Genomic DNA, 13,734 nt, shown 5'->3' on the forward strand with positions numbered 1-13,734 from the left:
TCAGTAAATGAGCATCTGCAAATGGTCCTTTTTTAAGTGAGCGAGCCATAGATTCTAACCTCCTTTAATTATTTAACGGTCTTTCCATCTCTTCTTCTAACGATCAGTCTGTTAGACTGCTTGTTTTTCTTTCTGGTCTTTAAGCCAAGTGCTGGTTTGCCCCATGGGGTACTTGGACCTGGACGTCCGATACCAGTCTTGCCTTCACCACCGCCGTGAGGATGGTCATTAGGGTTCATAACAGAACCACGTACAGTAGGTCTGAAGCCCATGTGACGTTTTCTACCAGCTTTACCGATATTGATCAGGTTGTGATCTCCGTTGCCTACAACACCAATGGTTGCTCTGCAGTTGATCGGAACCATTCTCATCTCGCCGGAAGGTAAACGAAGAGTTGCATATTTGCCTTCTTTTGCCATTAACTGAGCAGCATTTCCTGCGGAACGAACTAACTGTCCGCCTTTTCCAGGATAAAGCTCAATGTTATGAACCTGAGAACCAACCGGGATCCGGCTTAATGGTAAGCAGTTGCCGACTTTAGCTTCTGCCATCTCACCGCTCATAACCTTCATACCATCTGTTAAACCAGCCGGAGCAAGGATATAAGCCTTTGTACCATCTTCGTAGCAGATCAGTGCGATGTTGGCAGTTCTGTTTGGATCGTACTCGATACCGATAACAGTTGCTGCAATGCCGTCTTTGCTGTTTCTCTTAAAATCGATGATTCTATATTTTCTCTTAACGCCGCCTCCGCGATGTCTTACCGTGATCTTACCCTGGTTATTACGGCCGGCTGTCTTATTGATTGTTTTGCTGATTAAGGACTTCTCAGGAGTTGACTTTGTGACTTCGCTGAAATCAGAACCAGTCATATGTCTTCTGGAAGGGGTATATGGGTTATACTTTTTAATTCCCATTATATTTCTCCTTTCTTCTTAATTGTCCAAGCTCTTTGGACATAAAGGTATGCCAGTGCTTCAACGCCGCCTGGCGTATCTCAATTATCGTGATATAATGTTCATCACATAGGAAACTGAAAACCGTTTACGCCGGGCTTGAATAAATTCTCACCAAGCGTCCCGATCTTACAGTCCTTCGAAGATTTCGATGTCTTTGCTGTCAGCTGTCAGTTGAACGATAGCTTTCTTTGTCTTAGAAGTCTTTCCAAAAGTCGTTCCTCTTCTTTTGGTCTTTCCATCTAAGTTCATGGTGTTCACGCTGGCAACCTTTGCACCTGGGAACATCTTCTCAACAGCTTCTTTGATCATAGCCTTATTAGCATCTGTGTGCACAATAAATGTGTACTTCTTGGACGCCATAGCGTTCATGCTCTTCTCAGTTACTACAGGCTTCTGGATTACGTCGTAATACTTAATATCTGCCATTATGCGTACACCTCCTCGATTGCTGCAACAGCAGTCTTGGTAGCAACAACTGTGTTGTACTTTAAGATATCGTATACGTTGATGGTGTTAGCGGAAGCAGTCTTAACAGCAGCGATGTTTCTTGCACTCATTACTGCGTTTGCACTGTCGTCGCCAACAACTACAAGGGCTTTGGATACCTTTAAGTTATTTAAAACAGTCTGGAATTTCTTTGTCTTGATCTCATCAAACTTTAATTCGTCAACAACGATGAACTTATTCTCATTTACTCTGCTGGTCAGAGCGGACTTAAGAGCAAGTCTTCTTTCCTTCTTGTTAAGTTTGATTGTATAATCTCTTGGTGTAGGAGCAAATACAACTCCACCGCCTGTCCACTGGGGAGATCTTGTTGAACCCTGTCTTGCATGACCGGTTCCTTTCTGCTTCCACGGTTTTCTTCCGCCGCCAGATACTTCTGCACGTGTCTTTGCTTTCTGTGTGCCCTGGCGCTTATTTGCAAGCTGGCTTACGACTGCCATGTGTACGAGATGCTCATTTACATCTACGCCAAACACTGCATCGTTTAACTCTACTGTGCCAACTTCTTTACCTTCCATATTGTAAACAGATACGTTTGCCATCTGTGTGATCCTCCTTTCTGATAAAAGCATTAGTTAGATGCTTTTACTGTTTCCTTGATTGTTACTAAAGACTTCTTAGGTCCTGGTATAGCACCCTTAACCAGAATCAGGTTGTTTTCTGCATCAACCCTAACGATTTCGAGGTTCTGGATTGTTACCTTCTTGTTACCCATCTGGCCAGGCATCTTTTTGCCCTTGAATACCTTGCTGGGGTCAGAAGCTGCACCGTTGGAACCTGCATGGCGGTGGAACTTGGAACCATGAGCCATAGGTCCTCTGGACTGTCCGTGTCTCTTAATAGCACCCTGGAAACCTTTACCTTTGGAGATTGCGGTTGCATCGATCTTGTCGCCTGCTGCGAAGATCTCAGCTTTGATTTCATCTTTTACAGAATACTGGTCAGCATTCTCAAGCTTAAACTCTCTTACATATCTCTTGTAAGATACACCAGCCTTATCAAAATGGCCTTTAATTGGCTTGCTGACAAGCTTTTCTCTCTTATCAACGTAACCAACCTGTACTGCACTGTAACCATCGTTCTCAACAGTCTTAACCTGTGTTACTACACAAGGTCCTGCCTGAAGAACTGTTACCGGAGTTAAGACTCCGTTCTCATTGAAGATCTGTGTCATTCCGACTTTGGTAGCTAAAATACCCTTCTTCATGTTTTTACCTCCTGTTTGTTAATTCTACAGCGGATTGCTTTCGCAATCATCCTAGAACAGTCCAATATACATGGAACACTATGACTCCGCCTGGCGGAGATGTTGATTCCTTACAGGAAAAAGTGTTGCTTCTATATTAAAACCCTTCAGGACATGCATGGAACAATTTCCATAATGGTTCTGATGAAGATTATTTATTCTTCATCTTGATATCGATGTACACACCTGCCGGCATTTCCAGTCTGGATAATGCATCAACAGTTTTCTGGCTTGGTGTAATGATATCAATGAGTCTCTTATGCGTTCTCTGCTCAAACTGCTCTCCGGAATCTTTGTACTTGTGAACCGCCCTTAAGATGGTTACCACTTCCTTCTTGGTTGGTAACGGCACCGGTCCGCTCACTTTTGATCCTGTCTTTTTTACAGTGTCGATGATTTTGCCCGCAGACTGATCTACCAGCTGATGATCATACGCTTTTAATGTGATTCTCATTACTTGACTTGCCATAAAAAAAGTCGCCTCCTTTTCGCACTTAGTAGAAGTACGACAAGCGGTGACTGTACACGTTCCCGTGTGTGTCATTAAAGACTCCACACTGACTTCCTATTTAAATAAACAGGATTTTAAGTTGTACAGTGACTTGTCGCCAGTTTCCTAACTTGACATTCGCTCCACGGAAAACCTGCTTATATAAGCAGCAACCTCACGCTTCACAGCTATCATGCCACAGCCTTAGTATAATAACATATTTTTTTTTACAATGCAAGCACTTTTTTCAAAAAAATGGCGCAAAATCTGATTTTCCAGGTTTTGCGCCTTTGATCGCTCTTTTTCTAATTCCAGACCGGTTCTGTAGGGGTTCTGCCCTCTCCGCTTGGATTTTCATCATCCACCTTTAATAAATTTCCATTGCTTCCAGTCTTATATTTTACACCATCAGAGTTCTTTACCGTCGTATTCTTGGATACCTTGCCGGAAGTGTTCACCACATAGGTTGTTGTGGTGCTTCCTGTAGGAATGGCAATGGCTTCATACTTCGTTCCTTCATCCGCACACTGAAGCTTACCCATATAATATAGGGAACCGTCCTTAACTCCGGTATAACCGCGGCCGCTGTCACTGAAATAATAGGTAGCTTCGCCGCCATCTCCTTCAATCACCTTTACCCTGCCCTTCTGCATGGTACTGGTCTTCTTATCTCCGAAATAGAATGCCGTATATTCTGATGTACTTCCAATCATCACCTTCTGCAGCCCATATACAGGATTGCCCAGGTTATTAAACAGATAGGTTTTATCATTAATTTTAGTTATATTCTGAGTGCTGGCATTTCCTTCCTTCGGTCCGGTCTTTGGAATTCCTGAACTTGAAAAATAAAACCATTCCACACTTTCTTCATAGCCAGATAAATCCTGAGGCGGTTCCACGGAATACCAGCCCACTCTCAGCTTGCCATTGCCGTCATAATATTTATAGTTCTGGATGTCGTACTCCGCGTTATCAACTCCAACGTTCTTCCAACCGGTCTGAAGCGCTCCATCTGAGTCAAAGCAGTAAGCGACACCGTCAATCTTATAGGTAGCATAATCTCCGGATATGTCCTTTGGAACATACTTTTTACCGCTGTCATTAAAATAGTACCAGGACTTTCCGTCATCATTATCCCCTGGAGTAACACGGTCCTCGTCGTAATTGCCGTTCGGTGAAAAAAGCTTCTGCCAGCCGGTTCGCATGGCTCCGTCCGTTCCGCAATAATACATGTCATCAAGGACCCAGCCGGTCTGCATCTCACCATTGGAATCAAAATAATACCATTTGTTATTGATCTTGGACCAGTTATCCATAATGGCCTTTCCGCTGCTGCCGAAATAGTACCACTTGTACTGGGAACTGCTAGAATCCTGAAACTTCATCCATTTATCCGTAACCAGAATTCCGTTGGAGTCCATATAGTAGGTATTTTCCACCCAGGTATTAACGGACATCTCGCCATAGGTGTTTAAATAACGCCAAAGGTTGTCCGCTCCCTTTTTCCAGGTGTTCGTCACTTTATTCCCGCTTGTATCATAATAAACCCAGGTGCTTCCAGACTGAGCCCAACCTTCTGCTGCATAAGACTCCACAGACACGGCACCAACCGTCAGCATGGCGGTAACAGCCAGCATGATGAGACCTTTTCTTTTCATATCTTCACTCCTTACAGGGATTTCCTTTTTTGCTATAATTTATTTTAACAATTAATCTTAAATTATTCAACTGTTTTAATCTTTCAATTCTATTACGAAATTATTTCCCTTGTCTTTTCTGGGTTTTTATCTAAATATGTACTGCTATAAATATAGCAAAATGAGATTAACTATGATATCAATTCCAATGAAAAACAGGCAAACGAACAGGACTGAATCCTGTTAATACAGAATTCAGTCCCATTAAGTTCCTTAAGTTGAAAGATTCAGCCATTCTTTTTAAAACCAGTTGCAGCGATTGTTACAGCCCCAGTTACCGCAGCATCTATTGCGGTTGCAGCAGCCCCAATTGCAGCAACCCCGATTGCATCCATTCGTCCAGCCCCAGTTACAGCCGTTGTTCCAGCCCCAATTACATCGGTTGCAGCATCCATTATTCCAGCCGCATCCGCAGTTACCGGCAGAAAAACCTATATTAAAACAGCACATAAATTTACACCTCATTATTTTAATTTATACTATATTATATAGGACAAAAGACAAGGTGTGAATATGGGCCCTTTTCCATCAATTCTCCCGTACTTGACGCTCCCGGATCTATCCAGTATAATCAAGGAAGTTCAAATTTGCCTTTGGCTCATTGAACGGATCATTTGAGAAAACTACTATTAACTGTTTATGGAAAGGGCGGCACCAATTATGTGGATTGCAGACGGCTGGAAAGATTATGAAGTGATAGACTGTTCAGAAGGAGAAAAGCTTGAACGCTGGGGAAATTATCTCCTTGTACGTCCTGACCCACAGGTTATCTGGTCCACTCCCAAGACGGAAAAAGGCTGGAAAAAGATGAACGGCCACTATCATCGCAGCGCCAAGGGCGGCGGTGAGTGGGAATTTTTTGACCTTCCGGAACAATGGACTATCAGTTACAAGGATTTAACCTTTCAATTAAAGCCCTTCAGCTTTAAACATACAGGACTCTTTCCGGAACAGGCGGCAAACTGGGACTGGTTCAGTGAAAAAATAAAACAGGCCGGACGGCCTGTGAAAGTGCTTAACTTATTCGCCTATACCGGAGGTGCTACCCTGGCAGCCGCAAAAGCCGGGGCTTCTGTCACTCATGTAGATGCGTCCAAGGGAATGGTCGGCTGGGCCAAGGAAAACGCCCGCTCCTCCAATCTGGATTCCGCCTCCATCCGCTGGATCGTGGATGACTGCGTAAAATTCGTTGAAAGAGAGATCAGAAGGGGAAACCATTACGATGCAATCATTATGGATCCTCCTTCCTACGGAAGAGGGCCAAAGGGCGAAATCTGGAAAATAGAAGACGCCATTCATCCTCTTGTTCAGCTTTGCGCTCAGCTTTTATCCGATAAACCACTGTTTTTCCTCATTAACTCCTATACCACAGGATTGGCTCCTTCTGTATTAACCTACATGATTTCTATCGAGGTGAAACAAAAATACGGTGGTTTTGTCCAGTCGGGAGAAATAGGGCTTCCGGTCACAAACACCGGCCTTCTTCTGCCCTGCGGTGCATCCGGAAGATGGTCGGCAGACGCTTAGAACTCTTATCAACGCCCTCCGTTTAACAAGTACCATAGGCCCGGAAGAAAACGTCTGAAAAACCGGCTTATCTGATAGCTGAAGAAAACACAAAAAAGCGGCATAAGCAGAAAAAGCCCAAATGGCACTGCTGAAACAGTCGGGAGCAGCAATGCTCCCGTTTTGTTTATCAGCCTCACCATGGCAAAGTGAGTGGCATACAGAAAAAAATTCTGCTTCATCCATTCCTTAGCCTCTATCAATTGTCTCTCCGGTACCAGAAGCCATAATCCTAATGGAATAAGTAGCCGGAAACATACGTCAGAAGCCGCCATCTCTCCTTTTATATCTCCCGGAAAATCAACCCAATGAAGAAAAAAGCCTGCCATAATAACCGCAGCGCCTGCCTCAAGATATTTTATATTCCAGGACCCTTCTACGATCTTTTTCCCATGAATGGCTGCAAAGGCTCCGAACGAATAATAAAACAAAGCATCCAGATTTAAAAAAGGAAGCACACCTCCCATATAGATTGCAGAAAGAATTCCTGCAAGAAACAGACAGCCCACTTCCTTCCGTTTCACAACGATATAAATAAGAGGAGCCAGAAGGATCAACCGGATCAGCTGGTTTAAATACCAGAATACATAGTTATACGTATAATGGAGGACCGATTCGGCCGCCATAGGAAACGTAAGAGGCACCTTCCCCTTTCCAATGACATCAGAAAGCACCGGGATCCGGCTGCCGATAACATATCCAAGATAATAAAGGAAATTCCATACGATATAGGGGACCAGGACACTCCGTATTCTGGAATTCCACTTTACCAGGAGGCGGTCTAAAGTAAAGCCGCGAAAGAAAAGATAGGAGGAAATCAGGAAGAACCCCGGTACGGCAATCTGCGCCACCGAGCCTCCTAAAAACCGTTCCATCCAGTCTGTCCTATAAGCCAGACTGGTGGTACCTAAGAAAAGCACCGCATTGTAAGAGTGGACCCATATGACCAGAAAACTATATAGAAATGTAAACCATGTGATCTTATTTCGAAAATATTTTTCTTCCATGAAAGCCCTCCTCTCAGCATTTTTATATTTTATCACAGGACAATAAGCTTTATCAAACTATTTTCATCAAAACAATTCTCATTAGACAAACGGAGTATTTCAGAGGCTTTTCAGCTAAATGATGTAAAATTTTTACATTTTTCACATTTTTTTTAAACCTACTGCGTAGAGTATATGATATAATAGGAGCACTTTCAATGATTGCTTTATATATAAGGAGATAGAAACCATGAAAAAAACAACTCGCGCCGCTTGTCTGATCCTAGCCTTCCTACTTGCAGGCCTGCCATTTTTTAACAGCCCTGCTTCCGGAAAAGGCTTTGAAACGACCTTAACCAGCGCACTTTGGGCACAATCTTCAGACAGTGGACAAGCACTGCAGACTATGGCCCTCGGACCCGGTCTTGTAAACCTATCCCCCGCGGATGAATTTTCCACTTACCAGTGGGGACTAAAAAATGACGGGGAATTCCGCCTTATAGAGTTAAAATCCAAATTTAAATCCATTGATAATATTTACGATGGTCGGAAATCAAAAGACGGTACGATAAAGCCCGGTCCCGGGGACTATGAATCTACAGTGATCGGTGCCGTCACCGGAATCGATATTAATGTACAGCCTGCATGGAAGCTTTACGATCAGGCTGAGAACAAGCGCTCTGTCATTGTCGCCATCATCGATACCGGCATTGATATCAATCACCTGGAGCTAAAAAATGCCATATGGACCAATCCCGGCGAGATTGACGGGGATGGAATCGATAACGACGGTGACGGATATGTGGATGATATTCACGGCTGGAATTTTTATTCCGGAAACAACCAGGTTTTTACCGGCAGTGAGGACAGCCATGGAACCCATGCGGCCGGAACCATCAGCGCCGCCCGGGGAGCCTACGGCATTGCCGGGATCACGGACAATAACTACGTAAAGATCATGCCTTTAAAGGCCCTGGGAGGCGAAGACGGGCTGGGATCCCCGGAAGCCGTGATCCAGGCTATCCATTATGCCGAAGCACATGGTGCTTCCATCTGCAACTTAAGCATGGGCACCACTGCCTACAGCGAGGAACTGGCCCAGACCATGAAAAATTCCAGCATGCTGTTTGTGGTATCCTGCGGTAACGGCGGAATCTCCGGGCTTGGGTATGATACAGATATCTACCCTGTTTATCCTGCTTCCCTCCCCTATGACAACATAATCTCCGTGGCGAACCTCCTGTTTGACGGAACCTTAAGCAAGGATTCCAACTATGGCGCAACGAGCGTTGATATAGCCGCCCCCGGCAGCTACATATTAAGCACTGTTCCAGGTAATGCCTACGGTTTTATGAGCGGCACTTCCATGGCAGCTCCCATGGTAACAGGTGTAGCCGCCATGCTCTATTCCTACCGGCAGGACATATCTTTGTCAGATGTAAAAACTATTCTTTTAAATTCCAGCAGGAAGCTTGATACCCTTACAGGAAAGATGGTGAGCGGAGGTCTTCTGGATGCTTATGAAGCTTTGACCTGGCATGATCCACGATAGCAATGAGCAGTGCGAAAAAAGACAGAAGAAGATTTTCGTTGTGCCTGCACATAAGAAAATCTTCTTCTGTCTTTTTTCATAGGGCGAATGCCCGTGAGCCAGCGGATCTGCAAGATTCGCTGGCTGCACTGCGGACTTATGCCACAATGTAACAGAACGTAGTTTTTTTACATACGCAGCCAAAAAATTATAAACTTAAAAAGTCTGTAACCCGGTTTCACCAATGGTTACAGACTTTTTAACGGAAGAATTATATCAGTTTCACTCCAAGCCCCTTCTGAATATAGGGCAAATATTTCATATGAGAGTCATGTACCTGTCCTATGATATTTACCCTATCCTCTCCAGGCAGATCAACTCTGGCAATTTCAAGTTCTCCCATATACCTTAAATAATTTTCATTAGAAATACAGATACTCCCCTGCTTCCTTACTTGCGCCTGATTCTCATGTCCATTCTTAATTTCCTGCTTATACTGTCTTGATTCCTGGGAACGAATAACGTATTCGCTGGAATCCGGTCTGTCATGATGAATGATGTCTCTTACAAATTCATAGGGAGAACATATGTCTGCCTTAAGCTCCACATAATCCTGGCTTAAGCATTGGATATCCTTCCAGTCCCTTTCTTCTACATCCACATCGCCGATCAGCACCACATCGCAGGAACCATCATAGAAAAGCTCCAGCATGTTCAAAAGCACCTGGTCTTTCCTCCCCCGGTGCTCTTCCACCGTAGGAAGCCCTTCAAACAAGGGTCCTCTCAGTTCCAGATTCCCAGGCACAAAAGCCATAGTAGTAAAGCCAAGATACTGAAATCTCTGGTTCATTTCCTTTGTCCGTTTCAGTGACAGGGCTGTAAACTGCTTTGGATAAAAGTTATGGCATGCAGTAAATCTGGTAAAATCAGCCCCATACTTTTTCCATTCCATTAGTTCCTCCTCCATAATGGTGGAGGCATTAAATACCACATAAAAATCCCTGGAAATCTCTACCGTTTCTTTCGCATCAAAACCATAATCAAGGCGGACATGGGTGATTCCAAGCTCCTTCAGCTCAGCAATGCTGTCTGTTTCAAACTTCTCCAGGGTTTCCGGACCCACATCCACAATGAGATTCAATCCGCCTTCCCTGCACATGCTCAAAAGCTTAAGTACATCCGAACGGTAATCGATTCCTGTTTCCTCTGGAATGTGGAGTGAAGTAAACGCATACTTCACTCCGCTCTTTATTGCTTTCTTTATTAAGCGTTCATTTTTTTCCATTCCGCTTGAAAAATAGATTGAAATTCCTGTATTCATTTATTCTCCATATACCTCATTGATTCTGTCCTCATCTACCCCGAAGAAATAGGTTACCAGGAATCCTCCTGCATAAGCAATGAGCATTGATATTATGTAGCCAAACTGCTGTCCGGGCTGGACAATCAGCAAACCAAACAAACCGGATACCCCCTGAGAAACGGTACCAAGGTGCATAAGAGCCGCAACAGCTCCTCCGAATCCGGCACCGATGCAGGCGGTGATAAAGGATTTGCCAAGAGGCAGGGTCACTGCATACATCATAGGCTCTCCGATTCCAAGAATACCTACTGGTATGGAATCCCGGATATATCTTTTTAATTTTGCGTTCTTTGTCTTTACATACAGTGCAATGCCGGCGCCTACCTGTCCGCCGCCTGCCATCATAAGGATGGGAAGAAGGTAATTGATTCCCTTTGTTGCACCATCCGGGTCATTTAGCAGGGCATGGATCGGGGTCAATGCCTGATGTAAGCCTACTGCTACCAGAGGAAGAAAGCCTGCTGATAAAATATATCCTCCTACAACGCCCATCTTTTCATATACAAAGCTTAAGAGGGCAAAGATTACTTTTGTTAAGCCTGCGCCCAAAGGCTGAATTACCAGCAGGGCAACAATGCCTCCAACAATAAGTACTAAAAGAGGGCTTACAAAGGTATCAATTAAGTCAGGCATACGCTTTCTGATATTCTTTTCAAGAAAAGCAAAGAATGCGCCTGCGATCAGCGCCGCTAAAAGGCCGCCGGAAGCCGGATTAAAAACTGTATTCGTAATAGGAAGAAGAATCTGGGCATCCTTTACCGTTGCAAGGAGAGGCATACCAGGGTTTGCTATTGACATGGCACCTGCAATCGCTCCAAGTACTCCTGAACCGCCAAATTCCTTTGCAGCATTGTATCCAACCAGGATAGGCAGATAAGCAAACAGTGCCCAGCCCATCGTCCGGATGCATTGATACCACCATACTCCTAAAAGTGATCCGCCGGTAGAAACGTTAATAACATTACAGATACCATTGATCAAACCTGCCGCAATGATGCCTGGAAGCAGCGCTACGAAAATATTGGAGATCTTCTTTAAAAATCTCTGTACTGGTTTATCATATTTTGCCTTTTGAAGCGCTTTGTTTTCCTTTGCAACTTCATTAATATCCTGATCCGGTCCATTCTCAGCCTGGCCTTTTGCAAGCCCTGTAAGCTTATAAAATTCGTCCAATACCTTATTTACTTTCCCCGGTCCGAATACAATCTGGAGCGTGTCACTCTCAACAACTCCAAGAACTCCCTCTACCTTTTTCACGCCTTCAATATCAACCTTTGATGTATCCCTTAAGCCGACACGAAGCCTTGTCATGCAGGCAGCATTGGAAGTTATGTTCGCTTTTCCCCCAAGCAGCGTTAATAATTGTTCACTGATTTGCTTGTAATTCACGATAATCCTCCTTTGAAAATATAGTTAAGTTACTTAAAAAACTTTAAAACTCCTTTCCTTTATTTCAAAGCCTCGCGGATCTTCCCTCCGGCTTGTGATAGCTTTTGCCTTGCAGCCTCTGGATCACAGTCCAGCAAAATCATTGTAATAGCAGTTTTAACATGTCCTTCTGCCTGTTTTAACACCTTTTCAGCCTCTTCCCTGTTACAGCCTGTTGCTGTCATCACAATATTCTGTGATCTTACTACCAGCTTTTCGTTGCTCTGCTTTACATCCACCATAAGATTTTCATAGGCTTTCCCGATTCCAACCATGCTTCCTGTTGAAATCATATTTAGGATCATCTTTTGTGCAGTTCCTGCTTTTAATCTGGTTGATCCGGTCAATACCTCAGGTCCTGTCACCGGTTCAATGGCTAACTTTGCCTTTTTTCCTACATCAGATCCTTTATTACATGCAATGGCTACGGTATGGCAGCCTGTTTTATTTGCATAATCAAGGCCGTAGATCACATAAGGCGTTCGGCCAGACGCTGCCAGTCCGATCACAATATCCTTTGAGGTAAGGCCAATCTCCTTTAAATCCGCCTCACATAAGGTCTCACTGTCCTCGGCTCCTTCTACTGCCTCTACAAAAGCCTTATCCCCGCCTGCGATCAGGCCTACTACCAGTTCCCTGGGAACGCCGAAGGTGGGCGGACATTCTACTGCATCCAGCACTCCAAGACGACCGGATGTTCCTGCTCCAATATATATGATACGGCCTCCTGCTTTCAGGCTGTCTGCTGCCCATTCGATCGCTGTGGCAATCTGGGGGAGAACTTCCTCCACGGCTTTTACGGCCTTTTCATCTTCCTGGTTCATGATGGCCGCAATTTGAAGCGGTGTCATTTCATCCAGGTTCATGGTATCCGAATTGCGGGACTCTGTTGTCAGCACTGACAAATCAATCATGCTCTGTACTTCCTTTCTTCTGTATATAATTTTTCGTGAATTTACTCATACACACATCATAATTTCTATTGACATAAGCAGTAAAAAAAATGTCTATTACATTTAATTGTGAAATACGGGAAGACATGGCACCGCTTCGGTGTATCAGCTCCGTTGCTGCAACAGGAAGGACGAAATCAGCTTCAGAAGCCAGTTCCGATTCCACTGCCCTTGTTATGGCGATCACCTTTGCCCCATTTCCTTTTGCTTCCTTTACGCACTGAAGTATTTCTTCCGTAAGTCCTGAATAGCTGATGGCGATAGCCAGATCACCTTTTCTTAAATTTCTGGCAGCCAGTAACTGTGTATGCCAGTCGTCACAGACATTGCATATCACATCGGCCCTAAGGAGCTTTAAGTACAGATCTCTTGCCGCCAGAAGAGAGGTTCCCAGTCCAAATAAGGTAACGGTTCTGCTATTTTCCAACAGCTTCACACATTCTACTACTACCTTAGGTTCTATCAGCTTTTGGGTGGTTTCCAGGGATTCGATATTTTTCTTTGTGACCTTATAAATAATGTCCTCCATGGAATCTTCCTGTGTGATCTTCTGAAACGCAATGTCCCTGCTCTCCTGGAATAAAGCCACTTCATAAGCAAGGGTATTCTGAAAATCCTTATATCCTTTACAGCCCAGTTTCTTGCAAAGCCTTACGACCGTTGCCGGAGAGGTATAAGTTTCTTTGGCAATCTCTTTAATACTCTTTCGGAGGACTGATTCCGGATTTTTGTGCAGTCTTTTTATCAGCTCTTTTTCCGCTTCTCCGGCATCCTGGAGATAGCTGTCAATCCTTACAAGTAGACCTTTCATGCATTTCTTCTCCTTTCTTTAAAGCCAGAAGAAATTTTACAATTTTTTTACCTGATATCATTCTAGCTTTGTTGTATTATTTTTTCAAGATATTCGATGATTTATGAAACTTTTTTTCATACTATGGTATTTTAAAGGAATTTAAAAATCGGGTAGGAGGTAGATAATTATTTTATCTACCGTCCTCCCACACCACCGTA

General features: G+C 44.0%; 14 protein-coding genes. 2 read left to right on the forward strand and 12 right to left on the reverse strand.

Features of this window, described 5'->3' with window-relative positions:
• Positions 1 to 68: 68 nt before the first annotated feature.
• From rplB to RT269_RS21840, 7 genes are all read right to left on the reverse strand, one after another.
• Positions 69 to 917 (reverse strand): 50S ribosomal protein L2, encoded by an 849-nt coding sequence (gene rplB / locus RT269_RS21810; protein ID WP_313185762.1) that lies wholly within the window; start codon positions 915 to 917, stop codon positions 69 to 71.
• 168 nt (positions 918 to 1,085) lie between these two features.
• Positions 1,086 to 1,385, reverse strand: a complete 300-nt coding sequence (gene rplW, locus RT269_RS21815) for a 50S ribosomal protein L23 (protein WP_025231327.1) — start codon at positions 1,383 to 1,385, stop codon at positions 1,086 to 1,088.
• Positions 1,385 to 2,005, reverse strand: coding sequence for a 50S ribosomal protein L4 (gene rplD, locus RT269_RS21820; RefSeq protein WP_038281357.1), 621 nt, complete (start codon positions 2,003 to 2,005; stop codon positions 1,385 to 1,387). The genes rplW and rplD overlap by 1 nt, the downstream gene beginning before the upstream one ends.
• A 29-nt stretch (positions 2,006 to 2,034) precedes the next feature.
• On the reverse strand, positions 2,035 to 2,670 hold the full coding sequence (rplC, locus tag RT269_RS21825; RefSeq protein WP_038281358.1) for a 50S ribosomal protein L3: 636 nt from the start codon (positions 2,668 to 2,670) through the stop codon (positions 2,035 to 2,037).
• 190 nt (positions 2,671 to 2,860) lie between these two features.
• The gene (gene rpsJ, locus RT269_RS21830; RefSeq protein ID WP_313185764.1) at positions 2,861 to 3,178 is read right to left on the reverse strand and encodes a 30S ribosomal protein S10; all 318 of its coding nucleotides are present in this window, start codon (positions 3,176 to 3,178) and stop codon (positions 2,861 to 2,863) included.
• A 326-nt stretch (positions 3,179 to 3,504) separates the two neighbouring features.
• Entirely contained in the window at positions 3,505 to 4,857 is a 1,353-nt protein-coding gene (locus RT269_RS21835; protein ID WP_313185766.1) for a cell wall-binding protein, read from the reverse strand.
• Positions 4,858 to 5,123: 266 nt separating this feature from the next.
• Positions 5,124 to 5,291, reverse strand: coding sequence for a hypothetical protein (locus RT269_RS21840; RefSeq protein WP_313185768.1), 168 nt, complete (start codon positions 5,289 to 5,291; stop codon positions 5,124 to 5,126).
• Between the two features lie 265 nt (positions 5,292 to 5,556).
• On the opposite strand from RT269_RS21840, the gene RT269_RS21845 reads away from it, so the two are divergent.
• A complete protein-coding gene (locus RT269_RS21845; protein WP_313185769.1) occupies positions 5,557 to 6,423 on the forward strand; it encodes a class I SAM-dependent methyltransferase in 867 nt (288 codons plus the stop codon).
• Between the two features lie 8 nt (positions 6,424 to 6,431).
• On the opposite strand, the gene RT269_RS21850 is transcribed toward RT269_RS21845, so the two are convergent.
• Positions 6,432 to 7,469, reverse strand: coding sequence for an acyltransferase (locus RT269_RS21850; protein ID WP_313185771.1), 1,038 nt, complete (start codon positions 7,467 to 7,469; stop codon positions 6,432 to 6,434).
• Between the two features lie 229 nt (positions 7,470 to 7,698).
• Between RT269_RS21850 and RT269_RS21855 the strand changes: the two genes are divergently transcribed.
• A complete protein-coding gene (locus tag RT269_RS21855) occupies positions 7,699 to 9,000 on the forward strand; it encodes a S8 family peptidase (RefSeq protein ID WP_313185772.1) in 1,302 nt (433 codons plus the stop codon).
• A gap of 250 nt (positions 9,001 to 9,250) precedes the next feature.
• Here RT269_RS21855 and RT269_RS21860 read toward each other — a convergent pair whose 3' ends face one another.
• Genes RT269_RS21860 through RT269_RS21875 form a run of 4 tightly spaced genes read right to left on the reverse strand, consistent with a single transcriptional unit; the run spans position 9,251 to position 13,534 of the window.
• Positions 9,251 to 10,300, reverse strand: a complete 1,050-nt coding sequence (locus RT269_RS21860; protein ID WP_313185773.1) for a MupG family TIM beta-alpha barrel fold protein — start codon at positions 10,298 to 10,300, stop codon at positions 9,251 to 9,253.
• A complete protein-coding gene (locus RT269_RS21865; RefSeq protein ID WP_313185775.1) occupies positions 10,301 to 11,731 on the reverse strand; it encodes a PTS transporter subunit EIIC in 1,431 nt (476 codons plus the stop codon).
• 59 nt (positions 11,732 to 11,790) lie between these two features.
• A complete protein-coding gene (gene murQ, locus RT269_RS21870) occupies positions 11,791 to 12,684 on the reverse strand; it encodes an N-acetylmuramic acid 6-phosphate etherase (RefSeq protein WP_313185777.1) in 894 nt (297 codons plus the stop codon).
• Complete coding sequence (locus RT269_RS21875; RefSeq protein ID WP_313185779.1) at positions 12,677 to 13,534, reverse strand: MurR/RpiR family transcriptional regulator; 858 nt, start codon at positions 13,532 to 13,534, stop codon at positions 12,677 to 12,679. The genes murQ and RT269_RS21875 overlap by 8 nt, the downstream gene beginning before the upstream one ends.
• Positions 13,535 to 13,734: the final 200 nt, after the last annotated feature.

The organism is Lacrimispora sp., assembly GCF_032078915.1.
Lineage (GTDB): Bacteria > Bacillota > Clostridia > Lachnospirales > Lachnospiraceae > Lacrimispora.

Coding starts and splice junctions, on each gene's coding strand:
- rplB (WP_313185762.1), bottom strand. CDS start 917: ATGGGAATTAAAAAGTATAACCCATATACCCCTTCCAGAAGACATATG.
- rplW (WP_025231327.1), bottom strand. CDS start 1,385: ATGGCAGATATTAAGTATTACGACGTAATCCAGAAGCCTGTAGTAACT.
- rplD (WP_038281357.1), bottom strand. CDS start 2,005: ATGGCAAACGTATCTGTTTACAATATGGAAGGTAAAGAAGTTGGCACA.
- rplC (WP_038281358.1), bottom strand. CDS start 2,670: ATGAAGAAGGGTATTTTAGCTACCAAAGTCGGAATGACACAGATCTTC.
- rpsJ (WP_313185764.1), bottom strand. CDS start 3,178: ATGGCAAGTCAAGTAATGAGAATCACATTAAAAGCGTATGATCATCAG.
- RT269_RS21835 (WP_313185766.1), bottom strand. CDS start 4,857: ATGAAAAGAAAAGGTCTCATCATGCTGGCTGTTACCGCCATGCTGACG.
- RT269_RS21840 (WP_313185768.1), bottom strand. CDS start 5,291: ATGGATGCTGCAACCGATGTAATTGGGGCTGGAACAACGGCTGTAACT.
- RT269_RS21845 (WP_313185769.1), top strand. CDS start 5,557: ATGTGGATTGCAGACGGCTGGAAAGATTATGAAGTGATAGACTGTTCA.
- RT269_RS21850 (WP_313185771.1), bottom strand. CDS start 7,469: ATGGAAGAAAAATATTTTCGAAATAAGATCACATGGTTTACATTTCTA.
- RT269_RS21855 (WP_313185772.1), top strand. CDS start 7,699: ATGAAAAAAACAACTCGCGCCGCTTGTCTGATCCTAGCCTTCCTACTT.
- RT269_RS21860 (WP_313185773.1), bottom strand. CDS start 10,300: ATGAATACAGGAATTTCAATCTATTTTTCAAGCGGAATGGAAAAAAAT.
- murQ (WP_313185777.1), bottom strand. CDS start 12,684: ATGATTGATTTGTCAGTGCTGACAACAGAGTCCCGCAATTCGGATACC.
- RT269_RS21875 (WP_313185779.1), bottom strand. CDS start 13,534: ATGAAAGGTCTACTTGTAAGGATTGACAGCTATCTCCAGGATGCCGGA.